The sequence below is a fragment of the Microvirga alba genome (assembly GCF_015694465.1).
Taxonomy (GTDB): domain Bacteria; phylum Pseudomonadota; class Alphaproteobacteria; order Rhizobiales; family Beijerinckiaceae; genus Microvirga; species Microvirga alba.
Genome location: NZ_JADQDO010000001.1, coordinates 209,346 through 228,595 on the forward strand (window position 1 = coordinate 209,346; position 19,250 = coordinate 228,595).

The window sequence follows — 19,250 nt, forward strand, 5'->3', positions numbered from 1 at the left end:
GCGTCAGATCAGCTTGAGGAACGCAGCGGTTGTCGGGTCAACGGGAATTCCCAGCATTTCTCGTTCCTCCATCGTCGCCCACTCACGGTCGCCAGGGGCGAGCATTGGTGTATCGGGCGCCGACCCCGGCGATGCGCGTAAGCCCGCGAGATATTGCGTAATGAGTGCGTCGTAGCCTTCCCGTCCGATGAAGCGCTCCGGATCGATTGCGAGGCAGAAATGGCCGATGTCATGGCGCGTCGCGTTGCCATCCTCCGGGTTCATCGGGACGACCAGATGATCGGGCGTTGAACCGGTTAAAACCGCCGACAGAATGGTGACAAGGCCTGCAAGACCGGCCCCCTTGAAGCCGAAGTCCCGGCCGCCGAGCGGCGTCAGGATTTCGGCGAGGTGAGGATCCCGGGTCGGTGCCCCGCTGATGTCCGCCGTTACATCCGGCGGCAATTCGCGTTGCAGCGAGCGGAAGAGAAGGATCCGGTTGTAGGGAATGGCCGAGGTCGCCATGTCCAAAAGCCATGGCTTTTGGCCAGGGACGGGCGCGGCCGCGGCGATCGGGTTGGTGCCATGGAACCGGGCCGTCCCGTCATGAAGAGCAACCAACGAGTCGGCATTCGTGGTCGAGAGAGAGATGAAACCCGCTTCCGCGCCCGCGAGCGCGTAAGCGCCTGCCGCTCCATAATGGGTCGAATGGGTGATGCCGACGGCGCCGATGCCACTGTCCTTCGCGATCTCGCACGCCAGTTCCATTCCCGCATAAGCGGCAGCGTGGCCGAGCCCGTGATCGGCGTCGAGCATCGCACTCGCCGCCGCCGTTCGATGGGGCTTGAAGACGGGATTGGCGTTGACTTGCCCGGTCCTCAACGAGTCCGCGTAGAAGCTCGTCAGCCGAATGCCGTGACTATCAACCCCTAACCGCGAGGCGTGCAGCATCGCTCGCGTCGTTGCCGTCGCTGATTTCTCGTCGGCGCCGGCCTCACGCAGTGCGGTCAGCGCTCGCGCCTCCAGAATCGATGCGGAAAACCTCAGCTCCTCGGCATGCTTCTTCGATCGTTCAGACAAGACGGACGCTCCAGCGCGGACAAGGGGCTCCGTTTAATCGCGATATGATTGGCGAAAGCAAGACACCATTGGCCGGCAAATGAAGCGCGGAGCCGCGCGGCATTCGCGAACGCGCGACGTGAATGAGGTCCGGTCGAAGATGACCGAGAGACTTGATTGATCGGAACGCGTTCAACCTGCGCCTTGCTTCACCGTCTCTGGCGGTGGAAGCATCAAGGGATCTCGCAAGGTGACAATGTGTTTAGTGCCATCCACTCCGATGATCTCGAAGTTCGCCAGGCCAGCCACGCTTTCGTCTACGTAGAATTCCTGCGGTTTCTGGATGATGTGATCGAGGCCGTCGAGCGCAATCTCGATGGATTCTTCTTTCGGATCGTAGACGAGGCCCAGCAATGGCAGCCACTTCGCCTCGATCTGGCTGCCGATCGCGGGCGATGCGATTTGAACCTCAGCCAGTTTTCCCGCGAGGCCTTTCGAAACACGGTCGCAGAACGCCCGCCACTCACCTTGATGAAGTTTGTGGATGCTCATGGACGCCTCCATTTCCCTGCAAAATAGCGATCAAAAGCGGCTATCGCATGACGTCCATTGTCGGCTTGGGCGTCACGAACGGGCTCTAAAGGATCGGTCCGTGCGCCTCATGTCGGCGTCAGATGGTGCTCGATCTCCTTAACCGTGCAATGCGTGAGGTCTTTATCGATCTCGGATCTGACAAGCTTCTTGAGGGGCTCGGGAATCTCCTGTCGCAGATAGGATAGGGTCCGTGGCGACGCGACGAGGATCAGCCCATGCAAAGGGTCCTGATGATGAAGGGCATCAATTGCGGCGGCGATCTCCCGGGCGAATTGCTGCTCGGCGAGTTCGTGCCAATCCGTTTGCTCCATGGCGCTGCGCATCGTGCCCACGCTCTGATAGGAGCGCCCCGGCTTGTCCGTGCCTTGATCGTGTGTTGGAGGATTGTCCGATGCTTGCAAGCTTTGCGTGAGATGCAACTGAGGCCGCAGCGCTGTTCCGGTATCGTCCAGGAAAAGCGCCTTCCGCCCATCGGCGACAACGACCAGAACGCGAGTTTGAATGTGAGGCATGGCAAAGGGTTCCTCTTGTGGATCAGCTGCCCCCTTCGGTGCTCACGACATGGTTCGCGCCGGTTCAACACTCATCTAGCGCGGTGATCGATTTACAAAAGCGGATCGCTATGTGGCCCTCAACTGAGCGCCTTCGCCAGAAGCGGCAGGCTGATATCCATGCGATAATCCACCGAGAAGTGATTGTCGTGGAACTCCTCATAGGTGTGGAGCACTCCCGCGGTCTCGAGCTTCCGGTGCAGGATGCGGGAGCCGTAGACCATATTGTATTGGTCGATGTCGCCGCAGTCGATGAACAGCAGCTTCAGCTTCCGCAATGTGTCGAGATGCTCCGCTGCATCGGCCATGCGCAGCGGATCCCAGCTCAGCCAGTTGGCCCAGCGCTCAGCAATGAGTTCGCCGGTGTGAAGATCGACCGGCAGCCGAATGCCGCAGAACTGGCTCGGGTCAGGATCGAAGGTTGCGCATTGCGCGAGGATCATCAGAGCATGCCAATCCGCATCCTTGGCTTTCGGGCCCGCCTCGAATTTACGGATGAAGGTCTCGATCGACAGGCCATGATCGACGAGATGTCGAAGCGTGCCCGCGAACTCGCCCAGGTGATAGAGGTATTCGAAGCCGACGTCGCCCGAATGGGACGCTGCTGCCGACCAAACGGAACCGCCGTGGCGCAAGGCATGGACGAGCGCGCCGTATCCGCCCGAGCTCTTGCCGAACACGCCGCGATGCCCGTCTCCGCCGCAGCCGAAGCGCTCCTCGACGAAGGGCAACATCTCGCGGATGAGGAAGGTTTCCCAAGGACCCATCGCCGCGCTATCGATGTATTGGTTGCCGCCGAGACGCGTGAAGCAATCGGGAAAGGCCACGACGACCGGCGGCATCGCGCCGGTGCCGATCAGGCGGTCGAGCCGCTCAGGAACGTTCTCGCCGTAATTCTTCCAGTTGGTATGAGCCGGTCCGCCCGCCGTGTAACCGGCGAGATCGACGAGGAGGGGGAGCCCACGCCCGTCATGCCCCGCCGGGATATAGACATCGATGCGTCGCCGGGACGGGTCGCCGAGCAAATTGCCTGCGAGATGGTCGCTTTCGATCCAAAGCCGGTGCACGACGCCTTCCGGCACGCTGTTATCCTTACGCATCGTCATCCTCGCTAGGGCAGGGTGTAGCGGTGTGGCCGCGGGGGCGGCATTTGTCCAGGAATGTGGCAATCGCACCGGTTAATAAGTTGTTAGCCGGCCTAGCCATTTGGAGGGGCTCGGCGCTACGGTGCGCGCAATTTTGGTTTTGCTCTGGGGGAGTATTCATGACCAACGGTTTCTTGCCTCGATGGACCCTGAAAACGGAAGGGACCATCATGCCGGATGAAAGGTTGCCCTACGGGCAGACGATCGTCGTCGGCCTTCAACATGTCGTGGCCATGTTCGGCTCGACGGTTCTGGCGCCGATCCTGATGGGCTTTGACCCGAATGTGTCGATCCTGTTTTCCGGCATCGCGACGCTTCTCTTCTTCGTTGTGGTCGGCGGGCGCGTGCCGAGCTATCTCGGGTCGAGCTTCGCTTTCATCGGGCCCGTTCTCGTGGCGACTGGCGCGACGGTGGGAAGCCCCAACCCCAACATTCCCCTCGCTCTCGGCGGCATCATCGCAGCGGGCGTGTTCTATTTCCTTATCGGCGTCGTCGTTCAGATGGCCGGCCACCGTTGGGTGGAACGGGTCATTCCGCCGGTCGTCACGGGCGCTATCGTCGCCGCCATCGGCCTTGTGTTGGCACCCATTGCCATTTCGAGCGCTTCCGGGGTGAGCCCGGACAACCAGGCCGGAACGGCTTTTGCACGCTGGATCGCGATTACCACCGTCGTCGCGGTCGGCCTTGTCGCGGTTTATGCGCCTGGCATGTGGCGGCGTCTGCCGGTTCTTGCCGGCGGCGCGATCGGCTATCTGGCCTATTATATCTGCGCGAACATCCTCGGCCTCGGTCAGGCCATCGATTTCTCGAAGGTGGGGCAGGCGGCCTGGTTCGGTCTTCCGACCTTTCAAAGCCCGGTCTTCGATGCGCGCGCGATCAGCCTCATTGCACCGGTGGCGATTATTCTGGTCGCCGAAAACCTCGGTCACATCAAGGCAATCGGTGCGATGACGGGTCGCAACCTCGACCCTTATCTCGGCCGTGCGTTCATGGGCGATGGTCTGGCCACCATGCTGTCCGGCAGCGCAGGCGGCACGGGCATGACTACCTACGCGGAAAACATGGGGGTGATGTCGGTGACCCGCATTTATTCGACGTTGATCTTCGTCGTCGCGGCGGTGATCGCGCTCATCCTCGGCCTGTCGCCGAAGTTCGGCGCGTTCATCGGCACCATTCCGGGGCCGGTGCTCGGCGGCCTGTCGATTGTGGTCTTCGGCCTCATCGCGGCGGCCGCGGGCCGGATCTGGGTCGAAAACCGGGTCGATTTCGCCAATCCGCGCAATCTTATCACCGTGGCAGTGGCCCTCGTTCTCGGCGCAGGCAACTTCAAGCTCACGGTCGGCGGCTTCACCCTTGATGGCATCGGCACGGCGACCTTCGGCGCCATCATTCTCTACCACGTCCTGAATGTGGGACGGGCGGCAACGGCGGTGGAACGGCCCCAGGCCGCTGAATAGAGCCCGCTGCCGGCAACGACGCTCTCTTGAGCCCGCGTTGAGCCTTCAGCGCGGGCTTTCTCTTTTGATCCCGCAATGAAAGGGCGGCTCCAGAGGCCGCCCCAGGCTGAATCGAAACAGAAAAGCTCGTCAGCGCCGTTGGTGGATCCGAGCGGGAGCGGGGTCGTGAGAGGGGGTCGCTACTGCGATCAGGAGCATCAGCGCCGAAAGGGAGCCGCTAATGAGCGCAAGGACTTTCGCAATCTCGACATGGGATGCGACGTTGGTGACAGCGGCGAGTGCCGTAAGGATTGAAAATATAAAAAACGCTCTATACGCGACGGAACGGTTCATTGACTCTGTCTCCCAACGAATTCGGGAAACGTACTGAAGGGTAGTCGGTTCCATACCTAAGCTTATCATCTCCAATACTTCCTAATCTCCAGGACCAACAAGGTACCAAGCCCTTGACGGAACCGTACAGTCGCGCTTGGCGTTGGTTCTACATTATCGGATCGTTCCGTTCAGACGCCTTTCATGAGGTGATGTCATGCTTGGTTGGGCAATCACATTTCTCGTTATCGCGCTCGTCGCGGCCGTTTTCGGCTTCGGCGGCATCGCAGGTACGGCTGTCGAGATGGCGAAGCTTATTTTCTTCGTGGCTATCGTCCTCTTCGCCATCTCCGCGGTGATCGGCCTCCTACGGGGACGAAATCCCCTTTGAGGACGTGACAGGCAGCAAATCGATACCGCCGCCGAGTCTTGATCGAACGGTTCAGATAGAGTTCTGAAGCGCGGCGCGGGTCATGCTGTCGGGGCCGAGATCGTCCACATCGTCGACGTTCAGCAGGGAGGCGAGGCGGAAACGGGCGCGGTTCACGCGGCTCTTGATCGTTCCGACGGCGCAGCCGCAGATATGCGCGGCTTCCTCATAGGAAAAGCCCGACGCGCCGACGAGCAGCAGGGCCTCTCGCTGATCGGGGGGGAGCTTCGCCAAAGCGCTGCGGAAATCCTCAAAATCCAGCCTCGATCCCTGTTCCGGCTGGACCTTGAGGCGTCCGGCATAGGAGCCGTCCGGATCTTCAACCTCACGCCGGCGCTTGCGATACTCGGAATGGAAGAGATTACGCAGGATGGTGAAAAGCCACGCGTTCAGGTTGGTGCCCCGCTCGAACCGATGAAGATTGGAAAGGGCGCGCAGCAACGTATCCTGAACCAGATCGTCGGCCCGATCGACTTGGCCCGACAGGGAGATGGCAAAAGCGCGGAGGCTTGGAACAGCAGCAAGAAGAGCGTCTCGGAGATCCGGCTCCGGAGTCATCGCGGCTTCTCCTGCTCTTTCTTGTCGAGTTGGTCGAGGAGATCCTTGAAGCGATCGGGGACCGGTTGCTGCATCAATTCGTCATACATGGCGCGCAATTGGTCGCCGATGCGTTTTTGACTGGTGCTGTCGAGCTTTGGCTCATCTGCGAGTTTGTTATTCAAGGATTCCTCCGGAATCACCCGAGCCAGCTTGTTCCCCTTCTCGCTTGTCATCTACAATCCCCTTGCTGTCCCGCTGTTCTATCTGCAGGGACGGCGAACCTTGGCAGTAACTGCACAGTGATTTTCGAGCAATAACGCTCATCCTTGCCTTCGGTTCCAAAGAATGGAACTTTCTCATCCGTGTCGAGTTGAATTGTCCGTATCGGTACGAACGAGTCAAAAAGCATATAAGGGGATGCGAATGTCGACAGCTCAGCTTGTCGTCCAACACTTGCCGTATCTTCGTCGCTATGCCCGCGCCCTCACGGGCAGCCAGATAGCCGGCGATGCCTACGTGGCGGCGACACTCGAAACTCTCGTCAGCGAGCCTGAGACGATCGGTCCTTCTGGTAACGTCAAGGTCGAGCTTTTCCAGGTCTTCACGCGAATTTGGAATTCCCTCTCGGTTAATGGTCGGAGCGAGCAGATCCAGCGGGACCTGCCGGCCGAAGTCCGTCTCGGACAGATCACGCCGCTTCCGCGCCAGGCTTTTCTTCTCTCCTGCCTCGAAGGTTTCAGCGAAGATGAGGTCAGCCAGATCCTGAGCACCGACGCGGCGACCGTTCGCGACCTCGTCGATGAGGCGGGGCGCGAATTGGCCGCCGACATGGCGACCGACATCCTCATCATCGAGGACGAACCCCTCATCGCCATGGATCTCGAGGCCCTTGTCGAGGGCTTGGGCCACAACGTGACGGGTGTGGCGCGGACGAGGACGGAAGCGGTCAAATTGGCTGCGACCAAGCGTCCGGGGCTGATCCTGGCCGACATTCAGCTCGCGGACGGCAGTTCCGGGCTTGATGCCGTGAACGATCTCTTGAAGGCCTTCGAGGTCCCGGTCATCTTCATCACCGCTTATCCCGAACGGTTCCTGACAGGCGAGCGGCCGGAGCCCGCCTTCCTGATCGCCAAACCATTCCAACCCGCCAACGTCTCAGCCGTGATCAGCCAAGCGCTGTTCTTCCAGCAAAGCGCCCGCCGCAGGGAAGTTCGCGCGAGCGCTTGATCGGGGGGCGGCATCGAAAACAGGGTGCGACAAGTAATCGCCCGGCGTCAGAGCCGGGCTTTTTCTTTTAATGCCAAGCTTAAATATGCAAAACATGGATAGGGATAAATAAAAAAGACGGGCCAATGGGGCCCGTCTTAAGGTGCCGGCCAATGCACAAGGGGAATGCGGGGAGGACCAGGAGGCCGGTATTCCATGAACGCGGATATGAGAACAAAGGTTCCCCTTATTTCGTTACGGAACTACCGGTTCTTTGCAGGCGCGCCGCCTCAGGAACATCATGGATACGGTCGCGTTGTTTTTCCAAACAGTAAAGGTGGAAAGACAGGAGGCGCGAATGGCGCGTGCACCCATTCTATTGATTGGACTGGCCGGCGCCGCCTTCCTGGCAGGCGGTTTGGTTCCGGGTGATTTGACGATCGAGACACCGGCGCAAGCCCGAGGGGCGACACAGCGGGCTGCCGAACCTCAATCCGGTGACATTGTCAAGAGTAACCGCATTTCCGGGCCAAGTCCCGCACGAGATCGCACGAGTGTTTCGACCGTCGAGCTCGTTGGGCTGTCCAAGGTCACCGTGATCCTGCGTGATGAGACCGGCACGATCCTATATTCCTCGGATCCTCGGACGGGCACCACGGTCCTCGCCAAAGATACCGAGCTTCCGGTCATCACCCTTAAAGAAGAAATGCGTGGCCCCCCGGTGCAGCTTCCCGTCACCCGGCGCGAGGGAAGTGACACGCCGAGCCAGGGGCCGGTCAACAAGCCGCGTTATCCGGTCGGATGCGTCACCGATGTCAGCTCTCTTGTTCGCGCCAGTGCGGACAGGGCGCCGAGCTTGTGTCTTGCCTATCTCGATCAGTCGCTCCTGTGATGTGGCGGTCTGTCCATGTCAGGCTCGTGGAGGCGGAGAAAGAGTAGGTGAACGATACAGGCGCGCCATTCGAACGCCGTCGGCTTTTCGCCCGGTTCTGGCGTACGGCCTCCGGATTTTGGACGGGGCAATCGAAACGCGAGGCCTGGTTTCTCACGCTTACCCTGCTGGCGATCATCCTCGGCCAGCTTTTCATCCAGTATCGCCTGAATATCTGGAACCGCGACATTTTCGACGCTCTCGAGAAGCGTGATTTGGCGCTTGTGGCCTGGGTTTCCCTTCTCTTCGCGCCGCTGGCTCTTGCATCCGTGATCTTCAACGTGGCGTCCGTTTGGGGTCGTCTAACAACGCAGCGCGCCTGGCGCGCTTGGTTGACCGATCATCAGGTCGACACATGGCTGAAGAACGGCCGCTATTATCAGCTGAACTTCGTGAAAGGCGAGCACCAGAACCCGGAATTCAGGATCGCAGACGACACGCGCATCGCAACGGAATCCCCCGTCGATTTTGCCTTTGGCGTCACAACAGCGGTGCTGACCGCGATGACCTTCATCAGCGTTCTCTGGGCAGTCGGCGGCACGCTCGATGTCGAGTGGAGTGGGCATCGGGTCGAGATCCCCGGCTACCTCGTCCTGGTGGCGGTGCTCTATTCGCTGGTCACCACGACGGCGATGCTGTTCATCGGCCGTCGGTTCGTCGAGGTGGCGGAGAGGAAGAACCAGGCGGAGGCAGAGTTTCGCTATGCCGCGACACGGTTGCGTGAAAACGGCGAAAGCATTGCCCTGCTCGGCGGTGAGCCTGAAGAGCGCAGCGGCCTCAGTGTCGCGCTCGGTCACGTCATCATGCAATGGCGGGCGCTGTGCGGCCAATATCTCCGCACCACGGTGGTGTCATACGGGAATTTCGTTCTCGCGCCCGTGATCCCACTCCTCCTTTGCGCGCCCAAATACCTGGCCGGCACGATGTCGCTCGGGGAAGTCATGCAGGCCTCGACCGCCTTCGTGACCGTGCAGCAATCGTTCAACTGGTTGGTGGAAAACTATCCCAATCTCGCCAACTGGACGGCCTCGGCCAACCGGGTGGCAGGTCTCCTGGTTTCGCTCGAAAGGCTGCAACTGGCCGAGCAGCCGGGCGTCGGCCATATTCTGCGATCCGAGAAGGAGGAGTTCGCGGCTCTCGAGCTGCACCGCCTATCGGTCAATCTCGACGATGGAACCGCCGTCGTCCGTGAGACCCAGGTCGAGATCAATCCGGGTGAAAAGGTCCTCGTGGTCGGAGAATCCGGCGCGGGCAAGAGCACACTGATCCGTGCGATCGCAGGACTTTGGCCCTGGGGCAATGGGGAGATCACAATCCGTCGCGGTTCGAAGCTCTTCTTCATGCCGCAGCGTCCCTACGTACCCATCGGCACGCTCAAACACGCGGTAGCCTATCCTAACCCGACCGATAGCCTTGACGACGATGAGGTCACTCAGGCGTTGACCGATGCGGGGCTTGGTCATCTCGTCGACCGGATCCACGACAGGGGCGTGCCATGGGACCGCACTCTATCGGGCGGGGAGCAACAGCGGCTGACCTTCGCGCAGCTCTTCATTCAGAAGCCGGACATCATCGTCATGGATGAGGCCACTTCCGCCCTCGATCCGGAAACACAGGCGCGTCTGCTGCGGCGGATGACGGAGCGGCTTCCGGAGGCCGCCATGATTAGCGTCGGACACCGGCCTGAACTTGAAGCCTTCCACAACCGTCGCCTCGTGCTTGCGCGCCGCAAGGACGGGGCCAGACTGGTTGCTGACGAGGCCTTGTCTCCCACCGGCTTCGCCCTGCGCCGGGCGCTCGCTCTCCTGTTCCGGCGACAGGCACCTCCCGAGGCGCCCAATGACGGTAATGTGTGACGCTAACGTCGCTCTTGCAGCGCGAGCTGCGACGTTGAATCGAGGTTAATTCTTCCGCTCGACAGATTTTACTGGAACATCTTGGCCAAAATTTCGGAACTAGGCCATATCGCCGATGATGATTGCGTAATGTGTATGTAATAACTTTGATTTTAGTCAGTTCGGCGCGCCAGCGGAAGCGTAGCACTTGAAACTCAAGCGTAAAGTATGTGGAACGGGCGGTTGATGGCTGCGTTAGGCAACCGCGTATATTGGCGCATCATGCGATTACATGACATTTGTGAAGGAGATTATCCGATGCTGACGAAGCATATCGCAGCGTGTCTCGTCGTGACGGCTTTGGGGGCCGCGCCCGCCTTCGCACAGACCTCGACCGCGCCCTCGCCCTCCGGTTCATCCGCCATGTCGGGCCCGTTCATGACGCAGATGGGGCCGAACCACTATCTTGCGTCCAAGCTCATCGGCACAAAAGTCATCAGTGCCAACAACGAGTCGATTGGCGATGTCAACGACGTGATTGTGGAACGTGACGGACGGCCCGTCGCGGCGGTCATCGGCGTCGGCGGATTTCTGGGAATTGGCGAGAAATACGTGGCTATTCCCTTTAGTGCGCTTCAATTCGCTACGCGCGAGCAGGTCAACGCGATGACCAACGGCAACGTCCCATCCACCGGTTCGACCGCGACCGTTCCAGCGCCCTCGGGGCGTCTCTCTGCGCCGGAACTCATTATCCTGCGGATGACGAAGGTCGATCTTCAGGCTGCTCCGAGTTTCAACCCGGATCGCAACACCGCGCCCGGAGCGACGACAACGCCAGCTCCCAAGCCGTAAGGCCTGGCTGTTGCAGCGCGGGGACCTCCCGCGCTGCATTTTTCGCGGCGCCCGTGCCCAATAAAAAGGCGCGGCCGCGGGGGCGGCCACGCCTCAGAGTTGCCGGCGCGAGGGGGCATTCGAACCGGTTGTCAGATCAACGCCCCGACGGAGGGATTGTTCCGAAGGAAGAAAGCCTGCTTTGGGAATTCTCTCGCAAACCGACCTCGGGACCGCGTTGGACGCATTGCCGCACGAGGAACCCTGACAATCTCGACACGTTGCCCCTAGCAAACGTTAAGCGGAGGAAGCGATGACAGCGACAAACGAGCTTGATGCCATTCTTAGCCAGGAAGAACTCCCTGATGAATTCTGCCGCTTGGCATCGAGCGCGGCATCTCGCGACAAGCCGTCCGTCGCTTCGATGTTGAGCGGAATCGTTCCCACGAGCGAGCAGGATGAAGTGATGTGCCCGCTGCTTCTGCGTCGACATCTCATCATTCCGGCCTGGCGTCACAGTTTTGCCGCGGGAAGAGCCGATCGCATGTAGCCGATTCAGATAATATCCCAGGTCTTCCCGTTGCCAGGTCTCCCCATTCCATGATTGAGGGTCCCCGTTCTCAGTCCAGGTCGATTTGCATCCTGTTCCACCCGAGCATCGTTCCTATCCTCGATGTATTCCGTTCCTTGCGACGGCTCGAGGATCGTTACGACCTGACCCTTCTCAACGGCCCCGAAGAGGCATTGACGCGTTTGACGGGAGCCGAGGCGGCCAGGACCATCGTGTCGGATGCTCTGCTGCTTGCGTTCTGCCTCGCCCGGCAGCAACGGCGTTCGCCGCTGTCCCATCAGCCGCCAGGGTCACGCCGGGGGACAATCGACGAGTATTGTCTCGTGACCCTGCTCGGGGCCTCGCGTTATGGGGATTCGGAGCTCGCACGTGAGGCTGCGCGCGCGCTTGGACTGTCCTCCATCGAGGTCGCAGCATCGCTGGTCGTGGACCTCGTGCGGCAGATCGAGCGGACGTACCTTCCACTCGATGTTCCAACGCTCTCCGAATTCCGGATCATCGTGGCCGATCGATCGATCCGCGAGGAGGCCGTACCGCCTTCCTTGAGCCCGGCAGGCTTCAACTTTAGCCTATAGGCATTTAATCCTGTTACCCCCGTCGAGTTTCGCAAAAATAAAGGGGCCGTCATGCGGCCCCTTTTTCAATTTGGACTTTCTGGTTCAGTCCTGAGGGTTTCTGCTGCCTCCCGAAGCCTGGCCGCCTTTGCGCCCAGCTTCCGATGCAAGCTCCCGATCCTGAGAGAATGACCGCTTCTCTGCCGGAACGCTCTTTCCACCCTTGCTTGCGATCTCGCGCTGCCGATCTCCATCCATCGACGCGAAGCCGCGCTTCGAAGTCGAACTTCCTGTTGCCATCACGCGCCTCCTAAGCGGTTGATCTTCTGACTTGAAAACCGCGTGCAGTTTGGATGGTTCCGGTCGGATCTGGCCCTTTACCGGTGAGATGACGTCGCGCCTCCGGAAACGAGGTCTCGCGGTTGCGAGCATTGTCGCGGCCTCGTTCGATAGGGCGCACTTTTATTCCTCAGCGGGCGCTTTGTTCTCGGTGCTGGTCTCCTCCCTTTGATGGATATCGAGACTGCACAGGCGACAGACGCCGCGCTTCCGATTGGGGCTTTTTGCGCGTCCCCAGCCTCATTTGACCTGCAATATCCCTTGAGGCATCGCGGCTGCCGATGAAGTTCAGGTTGGGACCGCCCTTTGGAACAGGGCTGTCTCGTTCTGACATTGATACGCTGGCCTGCGCGGCGGCATGTCGCGTGCGGGCGCGGCTTGAGACAGACTGCCACCACCGGGGTGCGGCGTCGCGCGGGCCTTCGTTGGGGATGGGATCTGTTGGGCGTGTGCTACATGCCCCGGCGCGGGGCGCACCTAGACAGGACAGATTCGATCTTTTATTGCCTCGGGGTTGCGCAAAGCCGGCCGAACTCTCGATTCCTAAGCGGTGCCTCAATATTTATCATGAACGATAGTGAATCTTCGCAAATTCTCGGTCGGACCTCGCGTCTGGAAAAGCCGGCCATTGGCGTCGTGGCGCTTTCGCAAATCGCGGATGATCCTCGCGTTCGGCGACAGGGCGATGCTTTTTCGGGCGCTGGCTGGGATGTGTTCGGTGTGGGATTACCGGATGCTCGATCCCTGGCGCCGACCTGGTCCATTCTAGATGATGTGGATCGCAAGACCCCCGTGGAGCAGTCGCCGGTCATCGCCGGACAGCCTCGAGACCTCGTCGATACAGCGAGTTTGACGATCGGGCAGCGTCTCGCCAGGGTCGCGACCTCTCCGGATGAGCTCTACTTTGCCCTGCGGCGCAGGGCCTGCGCGGTCGGCGCACGAATGGGGTTGCGTGCGCCGGAACTCACCAGGTTCAGCCGCGCCGCCGCGAAATACTCGGGGCTATCCTGGGCGGTCGGGCAAGGGACCCGCCGGCTTCGGCAGGTCCGCTATGTCGCGCGCATGCAGGCTCCGCGCGTCTGGCCGCGGTACGCAGATCGTGTCTATTGGAGCCTCAATAGCCGCTTTGACGATCTCTACCGTCTCGGCGCGAGTCGGCGGCCCGATCTCTGGCTCGCGAACGACTGGACTGCCCTCCCAATCGCCCGCCGCCTCGCGCGGGAGCAGGGTTCGATTTTCGTCTACGATACCCATGAGCTTGCCGCGGACGAATATACGGAGCGCCTCCGCTGGCGGCTTCTACATCGTCCCGTGACCGTGGCCATCGAACGCGAATGCCTCAAGGAAGCCGCGCTGGTGACCTGCGTCTCCGACGGCATCGCGGATCGGCTCCAGGAGCTCTACGACCTGAAAGAGCGCCCGCTGGTCATCCGCAACACGCCAACCTATCAGGAAATGCCGTTCCGACCCACGGGCGAACGGATCGAGGTCCTCTATCACGGCATCGTCGCTCCCGGGCGCGGCCTGGAGGAGTGCATCCGCAGCGTTGCCCTCTGGCGGCCGGAATTCGCCTTGACCATTCGCGGGCCCGCGTCGGACGAGTATCGGGCCCAACTCGCAAGCGCCATCGTAAGCGCCGGAGTCCAGGGACGGGTGCAGTTGGCGCCTCCCGTTCCGATGGTCGATCTGGTCCGCGCGGCAAATGCCTTTGATGTCGGCCTTTTCGCCCTGCCGGACCATTCCCGGCACAACCGCTTCGCCTTGCCCAACAAGTTCTTCGAATACACAATGGCGGGCCTGGCTCTGTGCGTCTCCGATCTTCCGGAGATGGCCCGCCTGGTCAAGGAGCACGACCTTGGCCTCCTGTTCTCGGGGATGGAGCCGGCATCCATTGCAGCGGCCATCAATTCCCTCGACCGGGCGTCCATCGACCGGTACAAGCGCCTGTCCCTGGCGGCGGCCCGGCAACTGAACTGGCAGAAGGAAAGCGAGACACTGGTCTCCCTTTGCGCGCGGCTCGTTGCCGATAGAAGAAAGTCATAATCGATGTGCGGACTCTACGGATCTATTGGCTTTCAGCCCGAGCGCGAGCGGATCGACATCATCTCCCATCGCGGTCCTGACGGGACTGGTTGGCAGGAATTTGCTTCATCGGCCGGTCCCGTGGCGCTCGGTCACCGCCGCCTTGCGATCATCGACGTCAGCGATGCCGGCCTGCAGCCGATGTCGGATGAATCCGGACGGTTCAACCTCGTATTCAACGGCGAAATCTACAATTACCTCGAGCTGCGCGACGAGCTGCGGGCGAAGGGGCACTATTTCAAGTCCGATAGCGACAGCGAAGTGCTTCTTGCTTCCTATAGGGAATGGGGTGAGGCCTGCCTCGACCGGTTCATGGGGATGTTCGCATTCCTCATTTGGGATAGCCGCGAGAAGCGCCTGTTCGCGGCGCGCGACCGGTTCGGGATCAAGCCACTCTATATCGCGGCCAACCACCATGGCATCGCATTCGCTTCCGAGATCAAGCAGCTTCTTGGCCTTCGCGGCATCGAGAGCCGCATGAATCTGGCGCGGGTGAGGGACTTCCTCGCCTCCGGCATCAGCGACCACACCTCGGAGACCATGTTCGAAGGCGTCTTGCAGCTTCAGGCCGGGTCCTGCGTGACGATCGACGTGTCTCGCCCTTGGACCGGTCAATATGAGCCCCGCCGCTGGTATCGTATCCCCACGCATTCGACGCTCCAGATTTCAGAGGCGGAAGCCGCGGAACGTTTCCGGGAGCTTCTGACCGACTCCGTCCGCATGCATTTGCGGTCGGACGTTCCGGTCGGGTCCTGCCTTTCCGGCGGCCTCGATTCCTCGGCGATCGTATGCTTGATGTCCGACATGTTCGGGCAGGAAGGTAACGGCGCTCGCGTCAACACGGTGTCCGCTTGCTACGCGGAAAAGAGTGTCGACGAGAAGCCCTTCATGGAGGCGGTCGTCAGCAAGACGGGCGCCAATCCGCACTACATCTTCCCGCGCGCGGAAGAGGTGTTCAAGCGGGCAGGGGACATCACCTGGCATCAGGACGAGCCCTTCGGCTCAACCTCGATCTTCGCCCAGTGGTGCGTGTTCGAGGAGGCCAAGAAGGCCGGCATCAAGGTCATGCTGGATGGCCAGGGCGCGGACGAGCAATTGGCTGGCTATCATTCGTCTTACGTCTACTACATGTCGGATCTGATCCGGCGGCGGGACTATGTGACCCTGCTGCGGACGATGGTTGAACGCGACCGTATTCACGGTGTCTCTTTCATGGAGCAGGCCAAGCGCTTCATCGGGCCGGTGCTGCCGCCGAGCCTGCGGGGCTTCCTGCTCCGTCAGCGTCAGGTGCTCGTGAATCACGACTGGATGGGGTCCGAAGCCCTCCGGCCGCTGCAATCCGCTCCCTCGGCGCTCGAGATCGCGAGCCAGGTCAATGGCTTGCCGCCCATTACCGATATCGCATCGCTGTGCGTGGTCCTGACATTCGCCTCGAACCTCCAGATGCTCCTGCACTGGGAGGACCGCAACTCCATGGCGCATTCGATCGAGGCGCGCGTGCCTTTCCTCGATCATCGGCTCGTGGAGTTCAACCTCGCCTTGGGGAATACGCATAAGATCGTGCGGTCCGACACCAAGCGGGTGCTGCGCAAGGCCATGAGCCACACCCTTCCGGAGAGCGTGCGCGAGCGCCGCGACAAGCTCGGGTTCTCCACGCCCGAGGAAGTCTGGTTCCGCGGACCTCTCAAAGGTATGATCCTCGATGGCGTGGAAGCGACTCTCAAGCGCTACCCCGACCTGCTCGAACCTAAGGGCACCCGTGCTCTCGTCTCGGACATGCTGGAGGGGCGCCGGAATGTCGATTTCACCCTTTGGCGCATCGTCAACATGGGCATTTGGGGAGAGCGCTTCGGTGTCAGCCTATGACCCGAACCATCGCCGAGTGATTTTTCCATCCCCTCATAGTCTTTCAACTACAGGGGCGGCTCGGCTGTTTACGGCTCGGGCTGCAGCTTATAAGTTGCTTGAACTTCGTTTGGCGCGCGCCGGGGGGGCTTCTTGGTGCTAAAAGGCGAAAACGTCGTCCTTACCGAAATACGTCCCGATGACAGCGAGACGCTCTATCGGTGGATTAACGATGCTGAAGCGGTTCGATTGAATGCGCCTTATGGTCCGGTCGCATATCCTAGGCACGTGGCTTGGCTCGAAGCTCTTGGGAGGGATGACTCCCGCGTCGCTTTTGCAATCCGAGAGACCGCTGACGGTCCGCTCGTAGGAACGATCCAGCTGATCGATATCCATCGCATACATAGAACGGCCGAGCTCACCATTAGGATCGGCAGCCCTGAGAAACAGGGTAGGGGGCTCGGTACGGAAGCTCTGAAGCTTGCGACTCGATTTGCATTCGATGATCTGAACCTGCAGCGGCTTTGGCTCCGCGTGTTTCAGACGAATACCCGCGCAATTAGAGCCTATGAAAAGACTGGCCTTGAAGTGGAGGGCGTCATGCGCAGGGCGGCCTTCGTGGAAGGGCGCTGGCTTGATGTCATTGTCATGGCTGTGTTGCGCGAGAGGCCTTGAGCAACAGCGTAAGGACGCTGAGGTGCCCTAGTCGATAGGCAGCCCTCTCGATGCGGAAAAGCTGGGATTTGGCTGCAAGACCGGCCCACCACAAAAACGGCTCGCCTACGCAATCGCGGCACAGGCCGTCACTCTTCACACCGGCTTCCTGCTCTCGCAAAATTCCGATGATCGAGTCTTCCATAAGCCGTGGACGCATTATGGTCCGACCTTGAAACAGGTCGGACTCAATCAATCAGGATTTCCCAAGGGCAGACTTGTTTGATCAAGCCAAAGCCGAAAAATTAGGCTTCATACGATCTGACATCAGGTAGAAAATGAACATGCTGCAGCATGCATCGCATGATCGTCTCCCGATGCGCCTTTGTCCACTCTACCGTGCGACGCAGACCCTCTTCGTGTGATACTAGCGCTGTGAAGCCGAGCTTTTCGCGCGCCTTGCTAGGGTCGCCGAAGCGCTGGCCCGAACGATCCCAGTCGCGTGCCGGAGTCAGCGCAATGGGTGTCGGATTTCCGGTTAGCTTGTTTACTCGCTCCGCGAGTTCACGAATGGTAGTCTCGACGCCCGATCCAAGATTGTAGATCTCGCCGGGCTCGCCCCGCAGAGCGCAGGCCATCAGTCCTCGCGCCATGTCCTCAACAAAGATGAAGTCGCGGCTTGCGATGCCGCCGTTCTCAACCGGCAGCGCCTCGCCATGGAGGGACTTCCAGACGAAGGTCGGGGTCACATTGCGCCAGACGGTCGCCGGAGTGCCGCGCCACCGTCCCGCGCCGAGAATTTCACCGGGACCAAAGACGTTCTGAAAACGGGCTTTGACGAATGGCATGCCATGACGAGTGAAGTAGTAATTGCCGTACATCTCGCCGACGAGTTTAGAAATCGAGTACGGACTGTCATGGAACAACGAAACCGGCGCATCTTCCTTCGTCGCCTGAGCCCCATCGAAGGTCTTCGCGGCCACGGCGCAGCCAGCTGCCGCATAGACGACCTTCTTGAGACTCTTGATGTCCTTCAGTCGCTCGAACAGCTTAAGACTGGTGATGTTGTTGTTCTCATGATCCGCCAGCGGATCATGAATGGATGACTGGTTCCCGTGATAGCAGGCCAAATGGTAAGCGTAGTCGAGGTCGTTATCCAGTTCCCGCAAGATCCGCTCGTTTGTGATCGAGCCGGTGACGAGCCTCACCGCCGGATCGTTGGGAATATTGATGGGGTCAGCTGACAGGAAATTATCGACGATCGTCAGCTTGCGCGGACGCTCCTTCAGGATGAGGCGAACCAGGTTCGATCCGACGAATCCTGCGCCGCCCACGACGAGCACATTGGTGCCCTCAAAACTCTCGGCCATGGTGATCAATCCGTTCTAAAATTACTGCGCGGGAGACGGCGCCTTGAGATGACTGTAGATAGCAGTCACACCATGCTGGTCGTACCATTTCAGCATACGGCGTACCGTTTGTTCGAAGGAGTATTGGGGCTTCCAGTTAAATCCGCGGATCGTTTCTGAGGGATCAAGCACGACCGCTGGCACATCGTCCGCACCCGGTTCAACCACCGGAACAGGCTCGGACAGGGAAATTCCCAGGTGATCGACGACGATGTCGAAGATCTCCTTGATCGTGTGGCCTGTACCGGTCGACACGTTGAACACGCCCGTCGAAGCACCCTCCTCCATGACCAAATCCATCACGGAGAAAAAATCCTCCATATCGATGAAATCACGAACCGTCTTCGAACAGAAACAGCCCTTGCCGGCCTTCAGACGGGTATAGAAGGTCGGAATCGGCCCGATCGCGAGACGGGGGCCTGTAACATTGGCAAGCCGCAGCGACACATAGGGAATGCCCGAAACGGCCAGATAGTTCTCACCGGCCTGCTTCGAGATACCGTAGCTCGTGAACGGGCGGGCGGGCGCCGAGACCGGGATTGGCAGGGTGTCCGGACGACCGTAACCAAGAGCGGTATGAAAATTGATGAAACGTTTGACGCCAGCTAGGCGGGCCGCCTCTACCACGTGGATAGTACCTTCCACGTTGGTTCGCGTATCTTCAATCCAATTGTCAGGATCCTTATAGGCGGCGGCCGAATGGATGACGTGCGTCGGCGCGAAATCGGCGAAAACCCGGTCGACGAGGGCACGATCATATATCGAGCCCTCTACGACAGTCATTCTTGGATGCGCCTCAGGCAAGGATCCGCGCTGTCCTGTCGCGAAATTATCGAGGATGCAGACAGCGTGGCCGGCCTCCAAATACCGCTCAGTAAGATTGGAACCGAGACAGCCGGCACCACCCGTGATCAAGATCCGCATGA

20 protein-coding genes are annotated in these 19,250 nt (G+C 60.2%); 11 read left to right on the forward strand and 9 right to left on the reverse strand.

What is annotated here, in order from left to right; translation table 11 throughout:
* Positions 1–3 precede the first annotated feature (3 nt).
* From I2H38_RS01025 to I2H38_RS01040, 4 genes are all read right to left on the reverse strand, one after another.
* Positions 4–1,059, reverse strand: coding sequence for an Ldh family oxidoreductase (locus I2H38_RS01025; protein ID WP_229426485.1), 1,056 nt, complete (start codon positions 1,057–1,059; stop codon positions 4–6).
* A 171-nt stretch (positions 1,060–1,230) separates the two neighbouring features.
* Positions 1,231–1,590 carry a DUF5335 domain-containing protein gene (locus I2H38_RS01030; protein ID WP_196269939.1) on the reverse strand — a complete coding sequence of 120 codons (360 nt, stop codon included), beginning with the start codon at positions 1,588–1,590 and terminating at the stop codon, positions 1,231–1,233.
* A 107-nt stretch (positions 1,591–1,697) separates the two neighbouring features.
* On the reverse strand, positions 1,698–2,144 hold the full coding sequence (locus tag I2H38_RS01035; protein ID WP_196269940.1) for a host attachment protein: 447 nt from the start codon (positions 2,142–2,144) through the stop codon (positions 1,698–1,700).
* A gap of 119 nt (positions 2,145–2,263) precedes the next feature.
* A complete protein-coding gene (locus I2H38_RS01040; RefSeq protein ID WP_196269941.1) occupies positions 2,264–3,283 on the reverse strand; it encodes an alpha/beta hydrolase in 1,020 nt (339 codons plus the stop codon).
* 164 nt (positions 3,284–3,447) lie between these two features.
* Here I2H38_RS01040 and I2H38_RS01045 point away from each other — a divergent pair, with 164 nt between their 5' ends.
* Both I2H38_RS01045 and I2H38_RS01050 read left to right on the forward strand, forming a co-directional pair.
* Positions 3,448–4,785: a solute carrier family 23 protein gene (locus tag I2H38_RS01045; RefSeq protein WP_196269942.1), complete on the forward strand. Its 1,338-nt coding sequence runs from the start codon at positions 3,448–3,450 to the stop codon at positions 4,783–4,785.
* A gap of 529 nt (positions 4,786–5,314) precedes the next feature.
* Complete coding sequence (locus tag I2H38_RS01050) at positions 5,315–5,488, forward strand: DUF1328 domain-containing protein (protein ID WP_196269943.1); 174 nt, start codon at positions 5,315–5,317, stop codon at positions 5,486–5,488.
* Positions 5,489–5,539: 51 nt separating this feature from the next.
* On the opposite strand, the gene I2H38_RS01055 is transcribed toward I2H38_RS01050, so the two are convergent.
* Positions 5,540–6,085: a sigma-70 family RNA polymerase sigma factor gene (locus I2H38_RS01055; RefSeq protein WP_196269944.1), complete on the reverse strand. Its 546-nt coding sequence runs from the start codon at positions 6,083–6,085 to the stop codon at positions 5,540–5,542.
* Positions 6,082–6,300: a NepR family anti-sigma factor gene (locus I2H38_RS01060; protein WP_196269945.1), complete on the reverse strand. Its 219-nt coding sequence runs from the start codon at positions 6,298–6,300 to the stop codon at positions 6,082–6,084. Before I2H38_RS01060 ends, I2H38_RS01055 begins: the two co-directional genes overlap by 4 nt.
* A gap of 190 nt (positions 6,301–6,490) precedes the next feature.
* Between I2H38_RS01060 and I2H38_RS01065 the strand changes: the two genes are divergently transcribed.
* From I2H38_RS01065 to I2H38_RS01090, 6 genes are all read left to right on the forward strand, one after another.
* Positions 6,491–7,294: a response regulator gene (locus I2H38_RS01065; protein WP_196269946.1), complete on the forward strand. Its 804-nt coding sequence runs from the start codon at positions 6,491–6,493 to the stop codon at positions 7,292–7,294.
* Positions 7,295–7,631: 337 nt separating this feature from the next.
* Positions 7,632–8,165 carry a hypothetical protein gene (locus I2H38_RS01070; RefSeq protein ID WP_196269947.1) on the forward strand — a complete coding sequence of 178 codons (534 nt, stop codon included), beginning with the start codon at positions 7,632–7,634 and terminating at the stop codon, positions 8,163–8,165.
* Between the two features lie 47 nt (positions 8,166–8,212).
* A complete protein-coding gene (locus tag I2H38_RS21325; RefSeq protein ID WP_196269948.1) occupies positions 8,213–10,060 on the forward strand; it encodes an ABC transporter ATP-binding protein/permease in 1,848 nt (615 codons plus the stop codon).
* A 297-nt stretch (positions 10,061–10,357) separates the two neighbouring features.
* A complete protein-coding gene (locus I2H38_RS01080) occupies positions 10,358–10,891 on the forward strand; it encodes a PRC-barrel domain-containing protein (protein ID WP_229426486.1) in 534 nt (177 codons plus the stop codon).
* 292 nt (positions 10,892–11,183) lie between these two features.
* Positions 11,184–11,420, forward strand: a complete 237-nt coding sequence (locus I2H38_RS01085) for a hypothetical protein (protein WP_196269950.1) — start codon at positions 11,184–11,186, stop codon at positions 11,418–11,420.
* 137 nt (positions 11,421–11,557) lie between these two features.
* Positions 11,558–12,016: a hypothetical protein gene (locus tag I2H38_RS01090; protein WP_196269951.1), complete on the forward strand. Its 459-nt coding sequence runs from the start codon at positions 11,558–11,560 to the stop codon at positions 12,014–12,016.
* Positions 12,017–12,100: 84 nt separating this feature from the next.
* Here I2H38_RS01090 and I2H38_RS01095 read toward each other — a convergent pair whose 3' ends face one another.
* A complete protein-coding gene (locus I2H38_RS01095) occupies positions 12,101–12,295 on the reverse strand; it encodes a con-10 family general stress protein (RefSeq protein WP_196269952.1) in 195 nt (64 codons plus the stop codon).
* A gap of 606 nt (positions 12,296–12,901) precedes the next feature.
* Here I2H38_RS01095 and I2H38_RS01100 point away from each other — a divergent pair.
* From I2H38_RS01100 to I2H38_RS01110, 3 genes are all read left to right on the forward strand, one after another.
* Positions 12,902–14,377, forward strand: a complete 1,476-nt coding sequence (locus tag I2H38_RS01100) for a glycosyltransferase (RefSeq protein ID WP_196269953.1) — start codon at positions 12,902–12,904, stop codon at positions 14,375–14,377.
* 3 nt (positions 14,378–14,380) lie between these two features.
* Entirely contained in the window at positions 14,381–16,282 is a 1,902-nt protein-coding gene (gene asnB / locus I2H38_RS01105) for an asparagine synthase (glutamine-hydrolyzing) (protein WP_196269954.1), read from the forward strand.
* Positions 16,283–16,417: 135 nt separating this feature from the next.
* Positions 16,418–16,936: a GNAT family N-acetyltransferase gene (locus I2H38_RS01110; protein WP_324617341.1), complete on the forward strand. Its 519-nt coding sequence runs from the start codon at positions 16,418–16,420 to the stop codon at positions 16,934–16,936.
* A 284-nt stretch (positions 16,937–17,220) separates the two neighbouring features.
* Here the strand turns inward: I2H38_RS01110 and I2H38_RS01115 are convergent, their stop codons facing one another.
* Positions 17,221–18,285 carry an NAD-dependent epimerase/dehydratase family protein gene (locus I2H38_RS01115; RefSeq protein WP_196269956.1) on the reverse strand — a complete coding sequence of 355 codons (1,065 nt, stop codon included), beginning with the start codon at positions 18,283–18,285 and terminating at the stop codon, positions 17,221–17,223.
* 21 nt (positions 18,286–18,306) lie between these two features.
* Positions 18,307–19,248, reverse strand: a complete 942-nt coding sequence (locus I2H38_RS01120) for an NAD-dependent epimerase/dehydratase family protein (RefSeq protein ID WP_196269957.1) — start codon at positions 19,246–19,248, stop codon at positions 18,307–18,309.
* Between the last annotated feature and the right edge of the window lie 2 nt (positions 19,249–19,250).